The sequence below is a fragment of the Rahnella contaminans genome (genome assembly GCF_011065485.1).
GTDB classification, from domain to species: Bacteria; Pseudomonadota; Gammaproteobacteria; order Enterobacterales; family Enterobacteriaceae; genus Rahnella; species Rahnella contaminans.
The window spans coordinates 1-24,662 of record NZ_JAADJS010000006.1 but is presented as its reverse complement, the minus strand read 5'-3'; the positions used below and the strand labels follow the sequence as shown (position 1 = coordinate 24,662).

General features: G+C 54.0%; 18 protein-coding genes. 12 read left to right on the top strand and 6 right to left on the bottom strand.

Going from position 1 to position 24,662, the window contains the following annotated elements:
- Positions 1-48 precede the first annotated feature (48 nt).
- Positions 49-450, bottom strand: a complete 402-nt coding sequence (locus GW579_RS21265) for a hypothetical protein (protein ID WP_165061696.1) — start codon at positions 448-450, stop codon at positions 49-51.
- Between the two features lie 343 nt (positions 451-793).
- On the opposite strand from GW579_RS21265, the gene GW579_RS21260 reads away from it, so the two are divergent.
- Both GW579_RS21260 and GW579_RS21255 read left to right on the top strand, forming a co-directional pair.
- On the top strand, positions 794-2,704 hold the full coding sequence (locus GW579_RS21260) for an NAD(P)-binding protein (protein WP_165061693.1): 1,911 nt from the start codon (positions 794-796) through the stop codon (positions 2,702-2,704).
- A complete protein-coding gene (locus GW579_RS21255) occupies positions 2,701-3,879 on the top strand; it encodes a c-type cytochrome (protein WP_165061690.1) in 1,179 nt (392 codons plus the stop codon). The genes GW579_RS21260 and GW579_RS21255 overlap by 4 nt, the downstream gene beginning before the upstream one ends.
- Positions 3,880-3,954: 75 nt before the next feature.
- Here GW579_RS21255 and GW579_RS21250 read toward each other — a convergent pair whose 3' ends face one another.
- Genes GW579_RS21250 through GW579_RS21235 form a run of 4 tightly spaced genes read right to left on the bottom strand, consistent with a single transcriptional unit; the run spans position 3,955 to position 13,050 of the window.
- Positions 3,955-5,403 carry an efflux transporter outer membrane subunit gene (locus tag GW579_RS21250; RefSeq protein ID WP_165061687.1) on the bottom strand — a complete coding sequence of 483 codons (1,449 nt, stop codon included), beginning with the start codon at positions 5,401-5,403 and terminating at the stop codon, positions 3,955-3,957.
- Positions 5,396-8,521 (bottom strand): efflux RND transporter permease subunit, encoded by a 3,126-nt coding sequence (locus tag GW579_RS21245; protein ID WP_165061685.1) that lies wholly within the window; start codon positions 8,519-8,521, stop codon positions 5,396-5,398. Before GW579_RS21245 ends, GW579_RS21250 begins: the two co-directional genes overlap by 8 nt.
- Before the next feature lie 3 nt (positions 8,522-8,524).
- Entirely contained in the window at positions 8,525-11,719 is a 3,195-nt protein-coding gene (locus GW579_RS21240) for an efflux RND transporter permease subunit (RefSeq protein WP_165061682.1), read from the bottom strand.
- Positions 11,716-13,050 (bottom strand): MdtA/MuxA family multidrug efflux RND transporter periplasmic adaptor subunit, encoded by a 1,335-nt coding sequence (locus tag GW579_RS21235; RefSeq protein WP_165061679.1) that lies wholly within the window; start codon positions 13,048-13,050, stop codon positions 11,716-11,718. Before GW579_RS21235 ends, GW579_RS21240 begins: the two co-directional genes overlap by 4 nt.
- 482 nt (positions 13,051-13,532) lie before the next feature.
- Between GW579_RS21235 and GW579_RS21230 the strand changes: the two genes are divergently transcribed.
- The 3 genes from GW579_RS21230 (at position 13,533) to GW579_RS21220 (ending at position 16,259) form a co-directional block, all read left to right on the top strand.
- Positions 13,533-14,363, top strand: a complete 831-nt coding sequence (locus GW579_RS21230) for a gamma-glutamyl-gamma-aminobutyrate hydrolase family protein (protein ID WP_152325396.1) — start codon at positions 13,533-13,535, stop codon at positions 14,361-14,363.
- The gene (locus tag GW579_RS21225; protein ID WP_165061676.1) at positions 14,360-14,908 is read left to right on the top strand and encodes a M15 family metallopeptidase; all 549 of its coding nucleotides are present in this window, start codon (positions 14,360-14,362) and stop codon (positions 14,906-14,908) included. Before GW579_RS21230 ends, GW579_RS21225 begins: the two co-directional genes overlap by 4 nt.
- A gap of 166 nt (positions 14,909-15,074) precedes the next feature.
- Positions 15,075-16,259: a sugar transporter gene (locus GW579_RS21220; RefSeq protein WP_152325394.1), complete on the top strand. Its 1,185-nt coding sequence runs from the start codon at positions 15,075-15,077 to the stop codon at positions 16,257-16,259.
- Positions 16,260-16,319: 60 nt separating this feature from the next.
- Here the strand turns inward: GW579_RS21220 and GW579_RS21215 are convergent, their stop codons facing one another.
- Entirely contained in the window at positions 16,320-16,736 is a 417-nt protein-coding gene (locus GW579_RS21215; RefSeq protein ID WP_152325393.1) for a DUF2000 domain-containing protein, read from the bottom strand.
- A 131-nt stretch (positions 16,737-16,867) separates the two neighbouring features.
- Here GW579_RS21215 and GW579_RS21210 point away from each other — a divergent pair, with 131 nt between their 5' ends.
- The 7 genes from GW579_RS21210 (at position 16,868) to GW579_RS21180 (ending at position 24,537) form a co-directional block, all read left to right on the top strand.
- Positions 16,868-17,344, top strand: coding sequence for an Lrp/AsnC family transcriptional regulator (locus GW579_RS21210; protein ID WP_165061673.1), 477 nt, complete (start codon positions 16,868-16,870; stop codon positions 17,342-17,344).
- Between the two features lie 899 nt (positions 17,345-18,243).
- Complete coding sequence (tssB, locus tag GW579_RS21205) at positions 18,244-18,738, top strand: type VI secretion system contractile sheath small subunit (protein ID WP_152325391.1); 495 nt, start codon at positions 18,244-18,246, stop codon at positions 18,736-18,738.
- A 31-nt stretch (positions 18,739-18,769) separates the two neighbouring features.
- Positions 18,770-20,317: a type VI secretion system contractile sheath large subunit gene (gene tssC, locus GW579_RS21200; protein ID WP_165061670.1), complete on the top strand. Its 1,548-nt coding sequence runs from the start codon at positions 18,770-18,772 to the stop codon at positions 20,315-20,317.
- A gap of 10 nt (positions 20,318-20,327) precedes the next feature.
- Positions 20,328-21,665 carry a type VI secretion system baseplate subunit TssK gene (tssK, locus tag GW579_RS21195; RefSeq protein WP_165061667.1) on the top strand — a complete coding sequence of 446 codons (1,338 nt, stop codon included), beginning with the start codon at positions 20,328-20,330 and terminating at the stop codon, positions 21,663-21,665.
- On the top strand, positions 21,662-22,315 hold the full coding sequence (gene tssL / locus GW579_RS21190) for a type VI secretion system protein TssL, short form (protein ID WP_165061647.1): 654 nt from the start codon (positions 21,662-21,664) through the stop codon (positions 22,313-22,315). Before tssK ends, tssL begins: the two co-directional genes overlap by 4 nt.
- A 3-nt stretch (positions 22,316-22,318) precedes the next feature.
- Entirely contained in the window at positions 22,319-24,013 is a 1,695-nt protein-coding gene (locus GW579_RS21185; protein ID WP_165061644.1) for an OmpA family protein, read from the top strand.
- A 32-nt stretch (positions 24,014-24,045) separates the two neighbouring features.
- Entirely contained in the window at positions 24,046-24,537 is a 492-nt protein-coding gene (locus GW579_RS21180; RefSeq protein ID WP_165061641.1) for an Hcp family type VI secretion system effector, read from the top strand.
- The last annotated feature ends 125 nt before the right edge of the window (positions 24,538-24,662 follow it).

Sequence of the window (24,662 nt, the reverse complement as noted above, 5' to 3'; positions counted from 1 at the left end):
CTGCGGCCTTCATTCCAATCTTTTTTTAAAAGCCCCGCTGTCTTTATTTTAATAAGGCGAAGCGTCCAGATGCACAATAACTTTATAGCTTCCATTATCGAATGAGGATATATCGCCACGAACGCGAAGATATAGATGATCATTGTTGGCTGTGGCCGTGGCCTTGCTGTCAGATGTGACCATGAATGCCCTTTGATCATCAATGTGAGCCATAAAATCAGCCTCACTTTTCGTCGCATCATACAAATAATAGTGGTACGAAAATGACGTCATTGCTCCGGCGCTGGCCTGGGTTATATATAAGGTGACCAGATTATTCACTTTAACCTTCTTATATAACTCCTCTTCCACTGAAAATTTAAGAAAGTGAATGACCCATGCGATTAACATAAACGCAAAAAGTACAGGCACCAAAGCATAGCGTTTTTTAAAACCCCGTTCTTTTTGCATAATCGATACCACACTTTATCCAGAACTGATCGTTTGAGTCGCCACCGTCGTCTTTAAGCCATAAATATGCCGGGATTGCCATTCTGATAAATTCCTTTTTAAAAAGTGAGGCAATACGTTATGCCCGTATGTTTTCACAAACCATTCGAGAACCTTTAAAAATGGAATTTTCAGAAGTTTGTTACTGGTGAACTCCCCTTGTTTCCTCATTTGCGCCTGCCGTCACGCTCGCTAAGTGTTTCTTTATGTTAAATTTGTTAAAATATTTAGACAATTTTTGAGCGAAAAGCTTTTGCCGTGCGGCTTCCGCGCGGGTTGATGGTGTAAATTTTAAGGAAACAATATGGGCATCACTCGTCGTGATTTTCTCAATGGTGTGGCTATTACGGTCACTGCCGGTATGACTCCGTTTGAGGCGCTCCGGGCTTCGCCGCAAACGGCCACGCAGTCGTTGTATTACCCGCCTTCCCTTACCGGTTTGCGCGGAAATCATCAGGGTTCTTATGAAGCGGCGCATATCCTCGGGCGCGAAGGCAAAAAGGTCGAGTCTTCCGGTTTGCCTGTTGAGGATGAGTTTGATCTGGTGGTGGTCGGGGCCGGGATCAGCGGGCTTGCGGCGGCGTGTTTCTGGCAGGAACAGCACGGTAAAGATCAGCGTATTTTGCTGCTCGATAACCATGATGATTTCGGCGGCCACGCCAAGCGTAATGAATTCCACGTCGAAGATAAAATGCTGCTGGGCTACGGCGGCAGCGAGTCCTTCCAGTCGCCGCGCACCAATTTCAGTCCGGTAGCAATGGGTCTGCTGAAAACCCTGAACGTCGATATCGAGAAGATGGCGAAAGACTTTGATCAGACGTTTTATCCTGATCTGCACCTGAGCCGCGGGGTGTATTTCGACCGGAAAAACTTCGGTGTCGATAAAATTGTCAGCGGCGATCCGGGACGGGCTGTGGCGGATGATATTCCACCCGATCGCCTCAATGGCCGCGATATTACTGCATTCATCAGCGATTTCCCGCTGCCGGAATCAGACCGTCAGGCGCTGATCGACCTGCACACTGAATCGAAAGATTATCTGCACGGCATGAGTCAGGAAGAAAAAATCGCCTGGGTCGACGGGCACAGTTATACCCAGTTCCTGCGCGAAAAAGTCGGGCTGAGCGAAATCGCTATCCGCTATTTCCAGCAGCGTACCAACGATTTTCAGGCGGTCGGAATTGATGCCACCTCTTGCAGCGACGCCCGCATCTGCGCCCTGCCGGGGCTCGAGGGCATGGGATTACCTCCGCTGGATGCCGAGTCTCTGGCCGATCTCGACGAGCCGTATATTTTCCACTTTCCGGACGGCAATGCCGGTTTAGCACGACTGATGGTTCGCCATCTGATCCCGGACGTGGCGCCGGGTAACACGATGGAAGATATCGTGCTGGCGAAATTCGATTACAGCCAGCTGGATAAAACCGGGCAGCCGGTGCGTCTGCGTCTGAACAGCACCGGGATGCATGTCGCCAATGTCGAACACGAAGGTAAACCGGCGGTAGAAGTGACGTACATGACCGGCAGCACGCTCCACCGGGTTCGCGCCGGACAGGCGGTAATGGCCGGCTACAATATGATGATCCCGTATCTGGTGCCGGAAATTCCTGAAGCGCAGAAAGCCGCACTGAAAGAAAACGTTAAAGCGCCGCTGGTCTATTCGAAAGTGGTGATCCGCAACTGGCAGCCGTTTATTAAACTCGGCGTCCACGAGATTTATTCCCCCGCCGCGCCTTACAGTCGCGTGAAGCTCGATTATCCGGTGGATATGGGCGGCTATCAGCATCCGCGTGATCCGAATCAGCCGATTGGCCTGCATATGGTTTACGTGCCAACACTGCCGGGCAGCGGCCTCAGCCCGCGCGAACAGTCGCGTAAGGGGCGCGCGTTATTGCTTGGCACCTCGTTCGATGTGCATGAAAAGATGATCCGCGATCAGCTTCAGGGCATGTTCGGTGAAGCCGGTTTTGACCATCAGCGCGACATCATGGCGATCACCGTCAACCGCTGGTCGCACGGCTATTCCTATTTCCTCAGCGGGATGTTCGACGACGAAGAACAATCGCAGAAAACCATTCATCTGGCGCGTACACCGGTCGGACGTATCACCATCGCCAATTCAGATTCCGACTGGAGCCCGTACGCTAACTCGGCAGTGGATCAGGCCTGGCGGGCAGTGAATGAACTGACGGCCATGAAGAAGGTGAGCGCATGAAAAAGCTGATGATTTTTGCCACGCTGATGGCCACGGCGGGTTCTTCGATGGCGATGTCCGAAGGGGAATATGTCGCTAAATCCGCTGACTGCGCGGCCTGCCATACGTCGCCGCAGGGTAAAGATCTGACCGGTGGCGTGCGTTTCGCCACGCCGGTCGGTGAGATTTATTCCACCAATATCACGCCGGATATTCAGCACGGTATTGGCAGCTACAGTTTTGAAGAGTTCGATAAAGCGATGCGTAAAGGCATTGCCAGAGACGGTCATGCGCTCTATCCGGCGATGCCCTACACCTCTTACGTGAAAATGAGCACGAAAGACATGCGCGCGCTGTATGACTATCTGATGAAAGAGGTGAAACCGCAGCCCGTGGCTAACCGTGAAAATGACATCAGCTGGCCAATGTCGATGCGCTGGCCGCTGCGCGTGTGGAACAGCGTTTTCCTCGAAGACGGTGAGTTTATACCGCAGGCGGATAAGAGCGCGCAATGGAACCGGGGCGCTTATCTGGTGCAGGGTGCCGGACACTGCGGTGCCTGCCACACGCCGCGTGGCTGGGCGCAACAGGAGAAAGCCGTCGATGAAAAGGACAGGGCATTTCTCAGCGGCGGCGAGCTCGATGGCTGGTCTGCGCCCTCCCTGCGGGGCCTGAAAATGAGTCAGCCGGAACTGGTGACGCTGCTGAAAACCGGTCGCAATACTCATGATGCCGTCAGTGGCCCGATGGGAGAAGTGATCACCAACAGCACGCAGTTTATGACCGATGACGATCTCAACAGCATGGCGGTTTATCTGCTCAGCCTGAAAGCTGAGCCGCAACCGGCACCGGCCAAAAAAGCCGTCGCAACACAAGCCGGACAGCAGACGTTTATGCGCTACTGCTCGACCTGTCACGGCGTGCAAGGCGACGGGAAAGCGTTTGCCATTCCGGCACTGGCGGGCAATCTGACCGTCAATTCAGAGGATCCGCAAACATTACTGCGCGTGATCCTCTACGGAGCCCGGACGCCGGTGACGGCAGAACATATGTCCAACACCATGCCGGGCTACGGCTGGACACTGACCGATCAGCAGGCGGCTGATCTTACCAATACCCTGCGCGCCAGCTGGGGAAATCAGGCAGCAGAAGTCACGCCGGGCGACGTGGCTAAGGCAAGGAAAGCAGGGAAATAAGGGTTTGTTTCACCGCAGGTAAAACGGGCTCAAACAGCTACTCCCCCTGGGAAGGGGGAGTTGACCGAGTTTTTATTATTTACCCACATCCCCGTTCCAGCCGCCGCCTAATGCGGCGATTAGCTTAACGCTGGTGACCATCTGGGTGCTGAGCAGTGACAACACGCTTTGCTGCTGGGTCAGGCTGGTGTTTTCGGTGGTGGCAACGTCGAGATAGTCGATCATCCCGGCCTGATACTGGTTGTTGGTGACGCGCGCGGATTCTTTCGCGGAGTCGGCGGCGTTCTGGCGGGCAACAAGTTCGGTGTCGATCGTGTGCAGCTCGACCAGATAATCTTCCACCTCCTGCATCGCGGTTAACACGCTCTGGCGATAGCTCGCGACGTCGGCGTCATACGCGGCTTCGGCTTGCGCCACTTTGCCGCGGGTGGCGCCGAAATCCAGCACCGTCTGGCTGAGTTCCGGGCCTAAAGACCAGACACGATTTGGCAGTGAGAACAGGTTGTGTAACGCCGAACTGGTGAATCCGCCACTGGCGCTCAGGGTCAAATCAGGATAATACGCGGCAGTCGCCACACCGACGGCGGCATTGGAAGACGCCATGGTGCGTTCAGCCGCGGCGATATCAGGACGTCGCTGCAACAGCTGCGAGGGGATCGCGTCCGGCATCGCAGGCAGGTTCAGTTTCACGTCACGCGCGGCGAGGCTGAACTGGGCCGGTGGCTTGCCGATCAGCACCGCAATCGCATGTTCCAGCTGCGCGCGCTGCCATTGCAGGTCGAGTGCGGAAGCTTTGGTACTTTCAAGCTGCGTCTGCGCCTGAGCCAGCGTGGCGCGCGAGGTATTGCCGCCCGCGTACTGGTTCTGTATCACGGTCAGGTAGCGCTGATACGCATCGATACTTTGTTTGTACAGCGCGATTTGCTGATCCATCACGCGCAGCTGGAAATAATCCTGCGCCAGTTCAGACTGCGCACTGAGCGTCGCGTCAGCCAGATCGGCCTTGCTGGCCTGCGCGCTGGCATCCTGCTCTTCTGCCGTGCGGCGAAGTTTGCCCCAGAGATCCAGTTCCCAGCTGGCGCTCAGTTCTGCCGTTTGTTTGTTAGTGGCAGACGTCGATGTGCCGCTGCGCGTGCTGCCGGCGGTGGCATCCACGGAAGGATATAAGTCGGAACGCGCCTGCGTCACCAGCGCCTGTGCCTGACGGTACTGCGCGGCGTACTGCGCGACGTTCTGGTTGGAAATTTGTACCTGCGTCAGCAGCGATGACAGTTCAGGATCCTGATACACCGACCACCATTCACCTTTGGCCTGATTGTCTTTCGGAATAGCCGCCGTCCAGCCTTTGGCTTCTTTAAATGCCGTTGGCATCGCGACATCAGGCCGCTTGTAATCCGGGCCGACGGTACAGGCGCTGACCAGAAGTGCCAGCGCCAGCGGAACAAGACGGAACACTGGAGAACGCGGTTTTTGCAGAGTCATCGGATTCGCTTCAGGGTAAGAATTCATTGTTTTATCAGTCATTAGAGCTGACCTCCGGCGGTGTCGCATGCGGGCGCAAACGGTGCCATAAACGGTGCGTCGCGCGGCTGGTGCGATCCATATACAGGTAAACCACCGGCGTGGTGAATAAGGTAAGGATTTGGCTCAGCGCCAGCCCGCCGGCGATCGCCAGACCCAGCGGACTGCGCAGATCTGCGTCACCGCCGCTGCCCAGCGCCAGCGGTAACGCCCCGAAGAAGGCCGCCAGCGTGGTCATCAGGATCGGACGAAAACGCATCAGACAGGCCTGGGTGATCGCCTGTTGCGGCGACAATCCGAGCCGTCGTTCGGCATCCAGCGCGAAGTCGATCATCATGATCGCATTCTTTTTCACGATACCGATCAACAGCAGGATCCCGATCAGTGCGATGACCGTCAGCTGAGTATTGGTCAGCAACATCAGCAACAACGCGCCCAGACCGGCCGACGGCAGCGTCGAAAGAATGGTCAGCGGATGAATGTAACTTTCATACAGCACGCCTAGCACGATATACACCGCCGCCAGCGCCGCCAGAATCAGCCACGGCATGGTTTTGGTCAGCGCTTCGAATGCCTGCGCCGTACCGGCGTAACTCCCGTGAATGGTGTCCGGCAAACCAATCTGCGCCATGGCGGTTTTCAGCGCGGCCTGCGCATCTTCCAGCGCATAACCATCCGCCAGGTTGAAGGCAATGGTCGTGGTCGCCGTCTGGCCCTGATGCGAAACCGACAGCGGCGAATTCGCCCCGCTGAACGTCGCAAAAGCGGATAACGGCACCTGCGCGCCCGCGTCGGTCACCACGTAAAGCTGGTGCAGCACATCCGGGTTGCTGGTGTAATCCGACGTCAGGTTCATGACGACGTGATACTGGTTCAGCGTTTTGTAGATGGTGGCGATCTGCCGCTGACTGAAGGAATTGTTGAGCAGCGCGTCGATCATTTTCACGTTCACGCCGAGCCGCGTGGCGCGATCGCGGTCGATGTTGAGCATGATTTCCTGCCCGCCGGTCTGCGAGTCCGAATCCACGCCGGTCAGCTGTGGCAGTTTCGCCAGCGCTTTCTGCACTTTCGGTGCCCATTCGCGCAGCAGAGAAAGATCGTCAGCCTGCAAACTGTACTGATATTGCGCGTTCGCGCTGCGTCCGCCGATATGCAGATCCTGCGCGGCCATCAGGAACAGCTGCGAGCCCGGCACTTTGGCGGTCGCCATCATCAGACGGTTAGCCACCTGATTGGCGGTCGCGGTGCGTTTGTCAAAATCTTTCAGGCGCACGAAGAAGGTGGCGGTGTTACGCGCACCAAACCCGCCGCTGCCCGCTGAACTCATAACGGCTTCTACCGCCGGATCGTCCTGAATGATCTTGCTGTATTTCAGCACCTGCGGCTGGATCGACTGAAATGACGTGTTCTGATCCGCACGCAGCATACCCATCAGCATGCCGGTGTCCTGATCCGGGAAGAAGCCTTTTTCCACCACGGTATAGAGATAGAAATTGAGGATCACGGTGAGGAAAAGGCCGACCAGCGTGATGAGCTGATGGCGCATTACCCAACCGAGCGCGGCGGAATACGCCGCCAGCAGCCGGTTCAGGCCACGTTCGATCATCCGGTAAATGCGCGGCTGTCGTTTTTCCACCGGCGGTTTACGTTTCAGGAAACGGGCGCACAGCATGGGCGTGAGGCTCAGCGACACCAGCATCGAGATTATCAGCGAAACGCTGAGCGTGACCGCAAATTCGCGGAACAGACGCCCCACAATACTGCCCATCAGCAGGATCGGGATGAAAACGGCAATCAGCGAAAGCGTCATGGAGAGCACGGTAAAGCTGACTTCCTGCGCGCCTTTCAGCGCCGCGCGCACCGGCCCCATTCCTTCCTCTATGTGCCGCGTAATATTTTCCAGCACGACAATGGCGTCATCGACCACAAAGCCGGTAGAGATAATCAGCGCCATCAGCGAGAGGTTATCAAGGCTATAACCGAGTAAATACATCACCGCGCAGGTACCGATTAATGACACCGGCAGCGCCAGCGCGGGGATCAGCACCGCATTCCAGTTGCGCAGGAACACGAAAACGACCGCAATGACCAGCAGCGTGGCTTCCAGCAGGGTCATTTCAGTGTCGCGCAGGGAAGCGGAAACGTTCGGCGAGCGGTCGAGCGCCAGATTGAGCTGAACGTCGCCCGGCAGGCTTTCTTTCATCAGCGGCAGCGCGGCTTTAATGGCTTCGATGGTTTCCAGCATGTTCGCGCCAGCCTGACGCGTCACGCCAATCATTACCGACGGCGTGCTGTTGTAATAGCCGACGTTATATTTATCTTCAACGGAATCATAAACATTGGCGATATCGCTGAGGCGGATTGCCGAACCGTTGATGTAAGTAATAATCAGCGTTTTGTACTGTGCGGCGGTACTTTGCTGGCCGTTGCCTTCAATCATCCACGACTGATTCGCGCCTTGTAGTAACCCTTTCGGCAAATTGCTGGTGCTGTTGGCAATCGCGGTGCGGATGGTGTCGAGGGAAATGCCGTAAGACGTCACCGCCTCCGGGCGCAAATCAATACGCACGCCCGGCAGCGCGGAACCGACCAGAGAAACCTGCCCGACGCCGTTGACCTGTGCGATTTTCTGTTGCAGCTGGCTGGAGGCAATATCGTACAGCTCACCCTTGCTGCGCGTGGCCGACGTCAGCGCCAGCATGATGATGGGCGCATCCGACGGGTTGGCTTTGCGGTACGTCGGCAGCGACGGCATGCTGCTGGGTAATAACGAGCGCGAGGCGTTGATCGCCGCCTGCACATCGCGGGCGGCACCGTTAATGTCACGGTCTAAATCGAACTGCAAAATGACGCTGGTGGAGCTTTGCGAGCTGCGCGAGGTCATTTCCGTCACACCGGCGATTTGCCCGAGCGCCCTTTCCAGCGGCGTGGCGACGGTGGCCGCCATGGTTTCAGGGCTGGCACCCGGCAGGCTCGCGCTTACCAGAATGGTCGGGAAATCCACCTGCGGCAGCGGCGCGACCGGCAACAGGCGATACCCCAGCAAACCGAGCAGGAGGATCGCCAGCGTCAGCAGCAGTGTCGCGACCGGGCGGAAAATGAAGAAACGCGAGATGTTCATCGGTTATTCCGCCCGCTGTGCTGCACGCCGGTGACGTGGGTTAAGGCGGTGAGATAAACGGTCAAACATCAGGTAGATCACCGGCGTGGAGAACAGCGTCAGGATCTGACTGAAGATTAACCCGCCGACGATCACCAGCCCCAGCGGCTGACGCAGCTCGGCGCCGGATCCGCTCGCCAGCATCAGCGGCAGCGCCCCCAGCAATGCCGCCATAGTCGTCATCATGATCGGACGAAAACGTAATAAACACGCCTGATGGATGGCTTCGCGCGGCGAGAGTCCCTGCTTGTTTTCCGCATCCAGCGCAAAGTCGATCATCATAATGGCGTTCTTTTTCACGATCCCGATCAGCAGGATCACCCCGATCAGGGCGATCAGGCTGAATTCCGTTCCGGCGAAGATCAGCGACAGCAACGCGCCTACGGCCGCCGACGGCAGCGTGGACAGGATCGTCACCGGGTGAATGAAGCTTTCGTACAGAATGCCCAGCACCACATACATGGTCAGCAGCGCAGCCAGAATCAGCCACAGCGTATTGCCGGTGGCGCTTTCAAACGACGCAGCCGCGCCCTGATAACGCAGGGTGATGCTGTCCGGCATGGCGATATCCGCCACGGTCGTTTTGATGGCCTGCTGCGCCCGTTCCAGCGAATAGCCGTCTTTCAGGTTGAACGATACGGTTACCGCCGGGAACTGATTCAGACGCGCCTGCAACAGCGCACCGGTGCGCATATGAATTTGCGCAATCGACGTCAGCTTGATCATGCCGTTGGTCGCGCCGGAATTGGTGGTGGTCGCACCGCTGTCGGACGTCGTTGTTGAGGCCGTGGTCGCCGTGGTGGCCACCGTGCCGGACGTAGACGTGCTGTTGTTGGTCGCCAGATATACATCATCAAACGAGGCCGGAGACTGCTGGAACTGCGGTGCCACTTCGAGCACGACGCGGTACTGGTTTGCCTGGGTAAAGATAGTGGAAACCAGACGCTGGCCGAATGCGTTATACAGCGCGGTATCGACGTCTGACGCCGTAATGCCGTAACGCGCAGCGGCATCGCGGTCGAGTTCGACATACGCAATCTGCCCCTGATTTTGCAGGTTGCTGACCACGTCGCTGAACTCCGGCAGCGCGCTGAGTTTTTCCAGCAACTTCGGCGTCCATTCCACCAGATTTTCGCTGTCGGCGTCGTCGAGTGTGAACTGGTACTGGCTTGGCGTGACCTGGTCGTCAACGGTCAGATCCTGAGAGGCCTGCATATAAAGCTCAATGCCCGGCACGCCTGCGGTTTCCTGTTTCAGGCGTTCGATAATCGCCGGTGCGCGCTCGCTGCGCTCATCAAAAGATTTCAGGCTGATCTGCAAACGTCCGCTGTTCAGGCTGGTGTTATTGCCGTCCACGCCGATGGTGGAGGCCACACTTTCGACGTCCGGATCGTTGAGGATTGCCGCCGTCAGTAACTGCTGCCGACGCCCCATTTCACTGAAAGAGACGTCCTGCGATGCCTGCGTGATGCCCTGGATCATCCCGGTATCCTGCGACGGGAAGAACCCTTTCGGCACAATCACATACAACAGCGCGGTAAAGACCAACGTCGCGGCCGCCACCAGCAGCGTGAGCTTCTGGTGATTGAGCACGACGATCAGCATGCGGTCGTAAGCGGCAATCATTTTGTCGAAGAACTCGCCGCCTTTGCGGTAAAACTTACTCTGTTTTTCTTCCGGCGTGTGGCGCAGTAAATAGGCGCACAGCATCGGAGTCAGCGTCAGGGAAACAATCATTGACACCAGAATCGACACCGCCAGCGTGATCGCAAATTCACGGAACAGACGCCCGACGACGTCCCCCATAAACAGCAGCGGGATCAGTACGGCGATCAGCGAGAATGTCAGGGAAATAATGGTGAAGCCGATTTGCTGCGAGCCTTTCAGCGCCGCCTGCATCGGCGTTTCGCCCTCTTCCAGCCGCCGCGAAATGTTTTCCACCACCACGATGGCGTCATCGATAACGAAACCGGTGGCGATGGTCAGCGCCATCAGCGAAAGGTTGTTGAGGCTGAAACCACACAGGTACATTACGCCAAAGGTGCCAACCAGCGAAAGCGGCACGGCCACGCTTGGGATGAGTGTTGCCGCGACATTGCGCAGGAACAGAAAAGTGACCATCACAACCAGCGCAATCGACAACAACAATTCGAACTGAACGTCGCTGATCGACGCGCGAATGGTTTGCGTCCGGTCAGACAAAATGCTGACTTTGACCGATTCCGGCAGGGCTTCCTGCAATTTCGGCAACTGCGCTTTAATGGCATCCACAACCTGAATCACGTTCGCGCCCGGCTGACGCTGAACGCTGATAATGATCGCTGGCTGCTTGTTGGCCCAGGCGGATAAATACTGGTTTTCCGGTGCTTCGGACAACGTTGCCACATCGCGTAAACGCAGCGCCGCGCCGTTTTCATAATTCACAATCAGATTGCCGTACTCATCCGCCGTGCGCAGCTGATCGTTGGCATCGATAGTGATCGAGTGATGCGGGCCGTCGAAACCGCCTTTAGAACCGTTAACGTTGCTGTTACCGATCAGCGTATTAATGGTTTCCAGGCTGATGTTGTGCGCCGCCAGTTTGCGCGGATCGGCTTGCACGCGTATAGCCGGCTGGTGCCCGCCTGCGAGTGTCACCATACCGACGCCGGAAATCTGCGACAATTTCAGCGCCACGCGGGTATTCACCAGATCCTGCACTTTGGTCAGCGGCAGCGATTCGGACGTGGCCGCCAGCGTCAGTACCGCGGCATCCGCCGGGTTAACCTTTTTATAGGTCGGTGGATTCGGCAGATCGCTGGGCAGCAGGCTGTCGGCGGCGTTGATCGCCGCCTGCACTTCCTGTTCGGCGACGTCGAGCGAGAGATCCAGCGAGAATTTCAGCGTGATTATTGAAGAACCGCTGGCGCTGGTGGAATACATCTGGCTCAGACCCGCCATCTGGCCGAGCTGGCGTTCAAGCGGAGCGGTGATGCCCGACGCCATAACGTCCGGGCTGGCGCCCGGATACAGCGTGGTTACCTGAATGGTCGGATAATCGACCTGCGGCAGCGCCGAGGTCGAAAGCATGTTGTAGGCAAAAATCCCCGACAACAGCACGGCGACCATCAGCAAAATGGTCGCGACCGGCCGGAGAATAAAGAGGCGTGAAGGATTCATTTAGACCCGCTGTCTTTACCGGCTTCGTTTTTACCCGCGACAGCGTTGTCAGCGCCGGTGGTCGCTTTATCCACGCCGCCGCTTTGCTGACGTTCTTTTGAAGAACCACCCGCTGCGGCCGCATCCAGTGAATTCGCCGTCACGATCTGAACTTTCGCGCCGTTGGTCAGGCGGTCAATCCCCGTCGTCACCACCTGTTCGCCGGGATTCACACCCGATAAAATCGCGACCTTATCGTCACCGAAGTCCGGGCCGGATTTCACTGAACGGCGCTCAATGGTGTTATCGGCTTTCACCACGTAAACGAAATCGCCGTCGCTGCTCAGCTGCAATGCTGCCGCCGGGATCACCGTGGCGTCTTTCAGCACGGACACCTGCAAACGGGCATTCACAAACTGGTTCGGATACAGCTTTTCATCGGCATTATCAAACAGCGCTTTCAGCTTGATGCTGCCGGTGCTGGTGTCAATTTCGTTACTGATAAACTGGAGTTTGCCCTGATCGAGGACTTCGCTGCCGTCCTGATTAAACGCCGTGGTCGGCAGCTGATTTCCGCCGCGCAGCGCTTTGAGTAAGGTTTGCAGATTGCTCTGCGGCACGCTGAAGGTGACGGCAATCGGCTGAGTTTGGGTGATCGTGACGATACCGGTGGTAGAACTGCTGGTGACCATATTGCCCGGATCAACCAGACGCAAACCGACGTGCCCGCTGACCGGCGCGGTGATTTTCGCGAATTCAAGATTCAGCTTGGCCGCCGCGATTTGTGCCAGATCGGCTTTCACCGCGCCCGCATACTGACCGGCGGTCGCAATCTGGCTTTCCAGATCCTGACGCGCTAAGGAATCCTGCGCATACAGTTTGCGGTAGCGCGCTAACGTCAGTTCTGCACTTTTCGACAACGCCTGATTCTGCGCCAGATCGCCCTGATATTGTTCCAGCGTCGCCTGATAGCTGCGCGGATCAATCTGCGCCAGCAACTGCCCTTGCGCGACTTTCTGCCCTTCGGTGAAATACACCTTCATTAACTGGCCATCAACCCGGCTGGTCACCGTCACGGTCGCATTCGCCACCACCGTACCCAGCGCACGCAAATAAACAGGGACATCCGCCTGCGTGGCTTTTCCTGCCTGCACCGGTGTATCCATGCCCATCATCATCTGACCGCGCATCGCCCGCATACCGCCGCGGCCGCCCGCCCCTTTTTTTGCCGTGTGATCAGACGCGCTTTGGTGGAAAGCAAAAAACCAGACCAGGATCGCAGCAACGATAATGGCGACGATAACCCACACAAGGGTGCGTTTTTTGGAACGAGAAGAGGCAGTCGGCAGCATAAATTTCTTGGTTTCGCAGTATTAATGAGGAGAAAACAGCTGAAATAAGACCTTCAACCAGAGATTTTCTTATGTACTTCATTCAAAAGTGACAGCGCATTATCCCTAAAAGTGCAGGTGGCTGTTTTTAGGACAACGTAAAGATTTCGTTAGCAATTAAGAAATTCCATTTCAATCGCCCGCGTGAATTATACGCGCTAATTTTGCCTCCAGGCATCCCCAATGTTAAGAGGTAAATGAGAATGAATATTGAAGACGCTGACAGAAAAGCATCAGGAAGTGTCAGGTCATCTCGAAATTTTGTCAGGAAAACGCAGGGTTAGGATAGAAAATGACCTGTCATACCCCCTCAACGGGTGATAAAACCAGAGGTAAATCCTGAAAATTAGACCTATTGATAATTTATATTGTTTGCGCTGACCCCGACTTGATATGGTGATTTTTCTGATTGTTTTTCATCTTCATGGCAGGAATTCAGAAGAATGCAGACAAAATTTCAATCCAGACCGGTCATCGGTGTCACATTGGACAGTGAAGACGCCGGTGGTTACGCCGATTTTCCCTGGTATGCGTTACGTCAGAATTACATGAGCAGCCTGGCCGGGCTGGGCGCGGTGCCACTGGCATTGCCGCATCACGCAGAACTGGCCGACGAATATCTGGCGCTGTGCGACGGAATTGTCGTGACCGGCGGCGCGTTTGATGTCCCGCCGGAGTTGTTTAACGAAACGCAAAACAGCGATCAGGTTCGCCTGAAACCGGGCCGCACTGAATTCGAAAAGGCCATCGTCAAAGGCGCCATGCAGCGCAATATGCCGCTGCTGGGTATTTGCGGCGGTCAGCAACTGCTGGCCGTTTTAACCGGCGGCACGCTGCATCAGCATATTCCCGATGCACTGCCCGACGCGCTGGAACACAGCACGACGGTGGATACCGAAAATGCCGGTGGTAAGAAACGCGCGCGGCATCCGGTTGAAATTGTTGAAGGCACATTATTGAGCCGTTCGGTCGACCGTGATCATTATGAAGTGAACAGCTCACATCATCAGGCGGTGAAAACCGTCGGGCCGGGCAGCATCGTCAACGCGCATGCACCGGACGGCGTGATCGAAGGCATTGAGTGCGAAGGGTATGATTTCTGCCTGGGCGTGCAATGGCACCCGGAATATCTGCAACATCAGCAGGATACGCAGTTACTTAACGCGTTTGTCGCGGCCGCGTCGCGCTACCAGCAGGCGATGCGCTCAGCCGGTAAAGCGATGACAGAAGTGATGACCGATGTGATTGCACGTACCGGAAACGAACAGGCATGAATCAGGCGGCGCTGAAAGCCAGAACCGATGAGAAGCTGCGCGAGCTGAATATCGACCCGGCGGTTATCGCGCACCGCACGCTGCCGTACTTTGAAGAAGTCAGTGAGCACTTACTGGTGGACGCAGAAACGGATGCTGATACCGGTAAAATCTACCGGCTGATCGCGCCCGCCACTCAGGCATGGCGCGAGATGAAACGGCAGGCCGCCGCCGACGGCGTGGACATTTATCTGGTTTCCGCCTGGCGCAGCCTTGATTATCAGGCCGGTTTAATCCGCACTAAGCAAGCTGCCGGGATCGCGCCGGAAGACTTTTTCACATCGCTGGCACCGCCGGGATGCAGTGAACATCACACCGGCTGCGCCGTGGACATCAACACTCCCGGCTGCGACGAAGTCACCGGTATCTTCGGTGAAACCGATGCTTTCCGCTGGCTTGAAGCCAGCGCCGCGCGCTTTGGCTTTATGATGTCCTTTCCGCCGGATAATCCGTGGGGATTCATTTACGAACCCTGGCACTGGTGCTGGCATCCGGCAAAAAAGTGAGTGACGCCCGTCACATCTGCCATAACTAAAATTGTCCCCAAAACATTTATCTGTTAGGCCAATTTTCTGTTTCATTTTTAGAACAAATAAAACACACTATGCCTTCAGAAGGCCTTCCGCGTCGGAGGCCTGATCTTTACACCTTCTTAAAAAGTCATAAATTTCAATGCAATCAGATACCGTTTCGCGCAGGACAGCATGGCTTCGCGTTGTGATGATGGCTATAGCCGCGTTCATCTTCAACACCACTGAATTTGTGCCTGTCGGGCTGCTCTCCGACATCGCCGCCAGTTTCAATATGCAGACGGCGCAGGTCGGCCTGATGCTCACCATCTATGCATGGGTCGTCGCGCTGATGTCGCTGCCACTGATGCTGCTGACCCGTAACGTTGAGCGAAAGCGTCTACTGATCGCGATTTTTATCCTGTTTATCGTCAGCCACATTTTATCCGTCGTCGCCTGGGATTTCTGGAGTCTGGTCGCGTCACGCGTCGGTATCGCACTCGCCCACGCCATTTTCTGGTCGATTACGGCCTCGCTGGCGATCCGTGTCGCCCCGGCCGGTAAAAAAACGCAAGCGCTGAGTATGTTAGCCACCGGCACCGCGCTGGCGATGGTGCTCGGGCTGCCGCTCGGGCGTCTGATTGGTCAGTATCTCGGCTGGCGCACCACGTTCATGAGCATCGGCGTCGTCGCGCTGCTGACGCTGATTTGCCTGATTAAATTGCTGCCGCCGCTGCCAAGTGAGCATACCGGTTCGCTGAAAAGCGTGCCGATGTTATTCCGACGTCCGGCGCTGGTAGGGATGTATGTCCTGACCGCGCTGATAGTGACTGCTCACTATACGGCGTACAGCTATATCGAGCCGTTTATCCAGACCGTCGCGAATATGGGTGAAAACTTCACCACGTTCCTGCTGCTGATCTTCGGCGGTGCAGGGATTTTCGGCAGTATCCTTTTCAGCGTGCTCGGTAACCGTTTCCCGGCCGCCATGCTCAGCGGGCCTATTCTGATGGTGACGCTCAGCATGTTGTTACTGTTTGTCGCGGCGATGAATCCGGTCGCTATTTCAATACTTTGCGTCATCTGGGGGCTGGCAATGATGATTATCGGCCTGGCGATGCAGGTGCGCGTGCTGGCACTGGCGACCGATGCGACCGACGTTTCGATGTCACTGCTTTCCGGCATCTACAATATCGGCATCGGCGCGGGCGCGCTGATTGGTAATCAGGTGAGTTTGCATCTTGAAATGAGCAACGTCGGTTATGCCGGTGGCCTTCTCGGGTGTATCGCGTTTGTCTGGTGTCTGACGATTTTCAAACGCTACCCGCAGCTGAAAATTACGAGCTGATTCGGTAAGAATGTTTCAAAAAAAAGCCCAAATGCGATCCCTGCATTCGGGCTTTTTTGTTTAACGTAACAATTTCAGATTGCCTGTCAGCGACTTAATCCACTTCTCCGGCCCGACAAAACCGACGCCATCCAGCACTTCATCGTATAAATCCCGCAACGGGAAAGCTTGTTCGTATTCCTCAAACGTATGCATCGTGCGGGCAAATACCGGGAACGGCACAACACTGCACTCCCCTTTCGCTTCAAGCGCTTTAAACATCAGTGCCTTAATGTGATCCGGCGTCGCCTGTAAAATTGGCAGCGGATATTTCGAGATAACGTCAGTGCTCACCCCTCTTGCATCACACAGCGAATGGCCTGCCAGCATCGGAAATTTTGCCGCCAGACCGATACCAATCACTCCCGCCGTATTCGCCAGTAAACCGTGCGGAAGCTCAGGATTGAGGATAATTGCCACCCGGAGAGTGTCTGCCATGTTTGCGCCCTTTTCATCGTTATGGATGCAAAAATCATAACCGTCTGCGACTGAAAGGTGCTTTCTTTTATCGCTGTAAAATGCCCTAATCTGGTCATTCCTTTCCGAAAGCACTCAATAACAGGCAAATTATGTCCACATCAGAAATTTTACCGGCAGACATTCGCATTCTCAGGCAACTTCAAAAATCGGGGCGCATGACCAACCAGGAGCTGGCCGAAAAAGCCGGCATGGCGGCGTCGCCCTGCTGGCGGCGGATGAAACAACTGGAAGAGAACGGCGTGATCACCGGTTATCAGGCCAATATCGACAGAAAAAAAATCGGCCTCGGACTGCTGGCGTTTATTCGCGTGAAAATTGACAGCCACAGCGAGGAAGATGCACAGCGTTTTGAGCAGCAGGTAGGCGCGTTGCCGCCAGTGATTGCCTGTTATGCAATTGCCGGTGACGCAGATTTTTTGTTGCAGGTGGTGGCGAAAGATCTCGACAGTTTTTCCAGTTTTGCGATGGAAGTCGTGCGGCGTTTACCGGGGATTAAAGAGATGCAGACTGCGTTCGTGCTGCGGGAAGTCAAACCGCTGGATGCGTTGCCGCTGGACGGTTTATAGCCCGCTGCCCGGCGGCACGGATTATTTCCTGCGCAACGTGACGCGCTTTTTTACCGCCTTGCCGCAACCGGGTTTTGCCCAGACTGGCAAGGAATATATGCCCGGCCCTTATGCTGTCAAACATAATTCAGCCATTATGCGTATTCTCAACGATAAATAGATCACATAACTACTACCGGAAATCATTCCGGCCTCGCCAGCTAACAGGCTTTTAGCTCTGATAAGGCAGCGTCACATTCTCAGGGGCAAACGGTGAAACACATTTTCTATAGCAAAACAAATAAAGTATCCGTAAGTAGTGTTAATGGGAATTTATAATCACTCCATTCAGTATTTTAAGAAATTTTCTGTAAATTATTCAGAATTTTCTTTCCACATCCCAAATGACTTAAGTTTTTCACGATAACATCCCCCTAAGATATAAAAACAGGAAGGTAACCCTCACTTATTATAATAAAAAGCCTAAACCCATAGAAAAATCTTAAATAAAAACCTTATTCATTCATAAGTTAAATATAAAAAACAAATTTCCATGCGATTATTTCATCTGGTAAAATTAATCTTCCTCCCTTAATGATAATAGCAGCTATTTACCTGTAACCCCAGTGGCTCAAGGGATTCAAGAGAAAAAAGAATGTTGCCAGCCAACTCAAAATGCCTGTTCATCGATGAAAAATAGGATAAAACCTCGGTAACGAGCGCATTTTCTGTATTGCTTAATTTGAGTTAAGGAATATCATGACGAAACAAGGCGCTTATTTAAATGCATCAGCTACCTGCGTCTTTTTATTAACTCGTTAACTGAACCCGTTTGTGGCCTTGCAGGAAGCAGCGCTCTACGTTTCTGCGTGTCGCAAAATGAGATATTCCCACTCCAGACAATATGCAGAAGGTTACCCATGTCTAATAGCTTCCAGAATGAGATTCCGAAAGCGCGCGTTAATATCAAGCTTGACCTGCACACCGGTGGACTACTAAAAAAAGCCGAATTACCGTTAAAGCTAATGGTAATGGGCGATTACAGTAACGGAAAAGAAACTCGCCCGTTATCAGAACGCGAAAAAATCAACATTAATAAGAATAACTTTAATAGCGTGCTGGCTGAATTCAGCCCTTCCCTGAATCTGATCGTTGAAAATACGCTAGCTGGCGATCACAGCCAGGAAGATATCTCTCTCAACTTTAATGACATGAAAGATTTTGAGCCGGAGCAAGTTGCCCGACAGATCCCACAACTCCGCGCCATGCTGTCAATGCGTAATCTGTTACGTGACCTCAAATCAAATCTGCTCGACAACGCGACCTTCCGTAAAGAACTCGAAACCATCCTGAAAGATCCGTCACTGAGCAACGAATTGCGCAATGAACTGGATGCTCTGGCGCCGAAGGCGTAACCGCCTCCAATTAATGGATTAATGCGAGATAATGCTTATGTCAGTTAATAACGAAAATGCTTCTTCCCATCAGACTACTGTTCTGGAACGTACTGAAGCAAACACTGTTTACAGTTCCCTGTTTGATAAAATCAACCTCAAACCCGTCTCTTCGCTGGGTGACTTGAATGATTTTCAAGATACCTCCGCACTGGCGGACGTCACTGCCGACCAGCGCGTCACAGCCGCTGTTCAGGTCTTCCTGGAACGCCTGAAACTTTCTGGCCAGACCGTTGAACGCCTGGATAAAACCCTGCTCGATCACCACATCGCCGATCTTGACGATCAGATCAGTCATCAGCTTGACGAAGTCATGCATCACCCTGAGTTTCAGCGGATCGAGTCAGGCTGGCGTGGTCTTAAATTCCTGATTGATCGCACCGATTTCCGCCAGAACGTCAGAATCGAGTTGCTGGATATCTCTAAAGAAGACCTGCGTCAGGACTTCGAAGATTGCCCTGAAATTATCCAGAGCGGTCTATACCGTCATACTTACATTCAGGAATATGATACGCCGGGCGGCGAACCGATCGGTTCTGTGATTTCTAACTACGAATTTGATGCTTCAACGCAAGACATGGCGTTGCTGCGTAATATTTCTAAAGTCTCTGCTGCGGCACATATGCCGTTCATCGGCTCCGTCGGCCCTAAATTCTTCATGAAAGATTCCATGGAAGAAGTGGCTGCCATTAAAGATATCGGCAACTACTTCGACCGTGCGGAATACATCAAATGGAAACACTTCCGCGAATCTGACGACTCCCGCTATATCGGTTTGACGATGCCGCGCGTACTTGGCCGTCTGCCTTACGGCCCGGACACCGTCCCTGTCCGCAGCTTCAACTACGTCGAAGAAGTAAAAGGCCCGGATCACGATAAGTATCTGTGGACCAACGCTTCGTTTGCCTTTGCCGCAAACATGATCAAAAGCTTCATCAAAAATGGCTGGTGCGTGCAGATCCGTGGTCCGCAGGCTGGCGGTGCAGTAACAGAGTTGCCGATCCATCTTTACGATTTGGGCACCGGCAATCAGGTGAAAATCCCTTCTGAAGTGATGATCCCGGAAACGCGCGAATTTGAGTTTGCCAACCTTGGCTTCATCCCGTTGTCTTACTACAAGAACCGTGATTACTCCTGCTTTTTCTCCGCAAACTCAGCACAGAAACCTGCGCAATTCGACACCGTTGCAGCGACTGCCAACAGCCGTATCAACGCCCGTCTGCCGTACATCTTCCTGCTGTCACGTATCGCGCATTACCTGAAACTGATCCAGCGTGAAAATATCGGTACGACGAAAGACCGCCGTCTGCTGGAGTTGGAACTGAACAACTGGGTTCGCACGCTGGTGACTGAAATGACCGATCCGGGCGACGATTTGCAAGCTTCCCACCCGCTCCGTGATGCGAAAGTAACCGTTGAAGATATCGAAGATAACCCGGGCTTCTTCCGCGTGAAACTCTATGCAATTCCTCATTTCCAGGTGGAAGGCATGGACGTGAACCTGTCGCTGGTATCTCAGATGCCGAAGGCTAAGGCATAACGAAGTTACGATGAAAATTTATCGTCCGTTATGGAATGACGGGGCCTTTTTGGCCCCGCAACAGTTCCAACAACAAGCGCGCTGGGACGCCTTTGTCGCAGATACAGTGGCAAATATGACACTTGCTCATCCCTGGGGTGTCATTGATGTCGCTTTCGACAGTGGCTCATTGGCCATCTTTCGTCTGAATGCACTTCGGCTGGTTGTCCGCTTCCCAGATGGCACGCTCATTGATACCGATCTGTCGGACAGTCTTCCACCAGCTTGCGATTTATCACCGGTATCAGATCGTGATCACGTGGATGTCGTGTTGGCACTTCCTCTTCTGTCGGCTAACGGCGGTAATCTGGATGACGGACAGGACAGCGAGCGTCCGCGCCGCTGGAAACAGGAGTGGGTCACCGTACAGGAACTGTCAGGTCATGAGCGAACTGAACTGGCAGTCATGCGTCATGCGGTCACACTCCGTTTTGCTCATCAGGAAAATAGCGCATATCTGACCTGCCCTGTCACCCGTCTGACGCGTAATGCCCAAGGGCAATGGATGCCGGATAATGACTTTATCCCACCCATGTTAGCTCTTGCGGCAAGCCCTGTCGTCGTCACGGAACTCGGCGATTTGCTCCATCGCCTGCAAGCGCGTCGACGCCGTCTAATGGCGATGCGCCGCGAAAGTAATGAAAGGATGGCTGATTTTGCCGTGGCTGATGTCTCTCTGTTCTGGTTACTCAATGCGTTGAACAGCGCAGAGCCCGTGCTGACAGAGCTTTATCAGGCACCCGCTCGTCACCCGGAGCTGTTCTATCGCGAACTGGTCCGGCTCGCGGGTAGCCTTTTGACATTTTCTCTTGAGCATAAAGCTGAAGACATTCCGCTTTATCAACATGATGCGCCAGAGCAGGTTTTCCCACCTCTGTTCACTCTGCTTGATGCTCTGCTCGAAGCCAGCTTGCCGTCCCGCATGATAGCTATTGAACTGACATATGAAGGTCAGTTCTGGACAGGCTCTCTTCACGACGCTCGTCTTCGCGAAGGAGCTGATTTCTATCTTTCTGTACGTTCCTCCATTCCTAATCACCTTCTTCAAACTCAGTTCCCGCTGTTGTGTAAAGCAGGCAGCTTTGAAGACGTATCAGATGTGGTCAACGTGGCGTTGAATGGTGTTGTCATGAAAGCCTTGTCGCACGTTCCGGCAGCAATTCCGCTTCGTCTTGAAAACCAATACTTTGCCCTTGATCTCAATAGCCCTGCTGCGCAAGCCATGCTGGATGCGGGTAACTGCGCGTTCTACACGCCAGGATCGTTAGGCGATATCAAACTTGAACTGTTTGCGGTGCTTCGCTCATGAGCAAAATGAATACATCGATTATTGATGAAATCTTTTACCCGTGCTGGCTGATGGTCAGCCAGTTGCGTAACGGTCAGGAAATCGAAGACGGGGAAGCGTTGTACCGTCGGGCACGTGAATGGATTGATTGCGCTCGTGAATCTTTGTCGAAGGCTGGTTTCAGTGAAATTAGTTGCGACCATATGTTGTACACACAGTGCGCATTACTGGATGAAAGCGTCTTGAATCGTCAGAAACAAGATAGCGGGTACGCAAAATGGATCAAAGATCCACTCCAGGCTCGTTACTTCAATACGCTTAACGCCGGCGAAGAGTTATGGGAGCGCATTCGCACGGTTCTTAATGAACCCGCTCCGGATACAGCCGTACTAACTTGCTTCTATCGCGCCCTGACTCTTGGGTTTTCTGGTCGATACCGTGAACAAGGTGACGAACGCCGAGAAGACGTTGTGCGTAAACTGAGCCAGTTAGTACCACCCTTTATTTCGGCCCAGGATACGCCGATAGTCTCGCGATCATCTCGCCTTCGTTCCGGGCGTAAAACCTACTGGTTCTCATGGGTCGCAGGAATCGTCGTACTGATCGCTTTGTGGTTCGCGCTGAACTCAACCCTGGTGCATATGGTGTCTCAACTGACGGGGACCCAATAGCGAATGCGTGGATTAACACAGCTATTACTTCTCCTTCTGGCGACCTGCCTGTCTTTGTGGCTCATACTCGGCTTTTGGCCATTGGGAACTGGCAGCCGTGTAGCGCTGAGTATGCTTGTGATCATCCTCGGCGGTACCGCCGGTTATTTTCAATGGCGCAGACAAAATCGTAATGATGTTGCTTTCGCACACATAGCCGATACGGTTCTTCCACCGGAAGATTTTCAGGGTGCCGTTGTGCTTATTTGCGGTGACAGTGCCCCGTTATTTTCTGCGTCCGTTCCTTTTCATGAGACACAGCAGGGTTGGTATTTGCCGGTTGCAATGCCCGAACACTTGTCCATGATGGCTCAACATCTGGCATCTGAACGCCCCGCGCTGATCGCCCAGGTCTCAGTGTTACTGGCCATCATTCCAGAGCAGCATCAGGACAAAGATGACTTCATTCAGTCACTGCGCATATGGCACCGGGCTATTGTGCAATGCAAAAGCTGGCTGGCTGGTGTCCCCCCTGTATGGGTTAGCATCTGGCTTTCCCCGCCCGATGTAGCATCTGTGCAAACAGAACGTTGGTACACAGTCACTCCAGGTCAGAAAGATGTTCAGGTCCGGGAAGCCGGCTCTGGAGTAATGCCGCTGTCAGTCTGGAGCCAACAACCGGATGCCAGAAACGTACAGGAAAGATTAAGTGCCACTTTCTGGATGGAAAGCCTTCTTCCCTGGCTTAAGAGCCATGTTCAGGACATCTTTGTACAGCGCCAGGGCGATATTCCCGCACTAATCCCCTGTATCTGGGCTGTCTGTTTTTCGCCTGTGACAGGCTGTCAGGACAATTTGTGGCAGAAATATGTTGCAGGTTCTACCACTCTGGCGCCAGCCCCAACGACAATGCCGGACTGCCTGCCGCTGCCGGAAGCGTTGTTACCCTATTTACCCCGTCGCCGCGGTATTTCCCGTCTGATGCAGACGTTGCGAATTGCCGGCTTACTGTGTGGCATATTTTTACTTTTTGCGCTGCTCGCATCGTTTGTCAACAACCAACGCTTAATTCAAAGTGTGAGTGACCATCTCGCACTGTACAACCGTCTCACTGGCACCCCTCCGGCTCCGAAAACTGTCGCTCAGCAGCAGCTACGCGCCGATGCGCGTTTGCTGGACGAATGGCTACGCAGCGGCGCACCAATGCGTATGACATTAGGGTTATACCAGGGGATGCGACTAATCCCTCCTCTTGAGGCTGCCATTAACAGCTGGTCACCGCCACCGCCACCTCCACCAATCATCAATAAAATTGTGCAAGGTCCTAAAACCATCCGTCTTGATGCCTTATCGCTGTTTGACGTCGGTAAATCCGAACTCAAAACAGGGTCAACAAAGGTGCTGATTAATGCACTGGTTGGGATCAAGGCCAAACCAGACTGGCTTATCGTCGTCGCAGGCCATACCGATGACACTGGCGATGATAAATCCAATCAGGTTCTTTCACTCAAACGCGCTGCATCGGTTCGCGACTGGATGCGTGATACAGGCGATGTCCCTGAAAGTTGCTTTGCAGTACAGGGATATGGTGAAAGCAATCCTATTGCAACAAACGACACCCCGGAAGGCCGTGCGGCTAACCGTCGTGTCGAAATCAGTCTGGTGCCACAGGCCAATGCCTGCAAGGCGGCAGCAAACCAACACGTTTCAAATGATTGAAACGTGGTCAACCTAGAAATGGAGAACTACCCATGGCAATTCCTGTTTATTTGTGGCTGAAAGACGACGGCGGCGCGGACATTAAAGGCTCCGTAGACGTAAAAGATCGCGAAGGCAGTATCGAAGTCGTTGCACAGGATCACAACCTGTACATCCCGACCGATAACAACACCGGCAAACTGACGGGTACCCGTATTCACACCCCGTTCCTGTTTACCAAAGAGATCGATTGCTCCAGCCCGTATTTGTACAAAGCAGTGACCACCGGTCAGACCTTGCGTTCTGCTGAGTTCAAATGGTACCGCATCAACGACGCTGGCCAGGAAGTGGAGTATTTCAACACCAAACTGGAAAACGTCAAGCTGGTGAAAGTCGCACCAAAAATGCACGACATCAAAGATCCTGCGATGGAAAAACACAACCATCTGGAAATGATTGAGCTGCGTTACGAAAAAATCACCTGGACTTACAAAGACGGCAACATCATTCATTCCGATTCCTGGAACGAACGTACCACCGCGTAATTCCCTACAGCAGACGGTTCGCCGTCTGCTGTTTTTGTTGTTTCCAAAACTGCCCTGCTTCCCGGACGGTTTCGTAAACACCAAATAATTCGGACATCGACCTTATGGGCCTGGGTTCCTGCAAA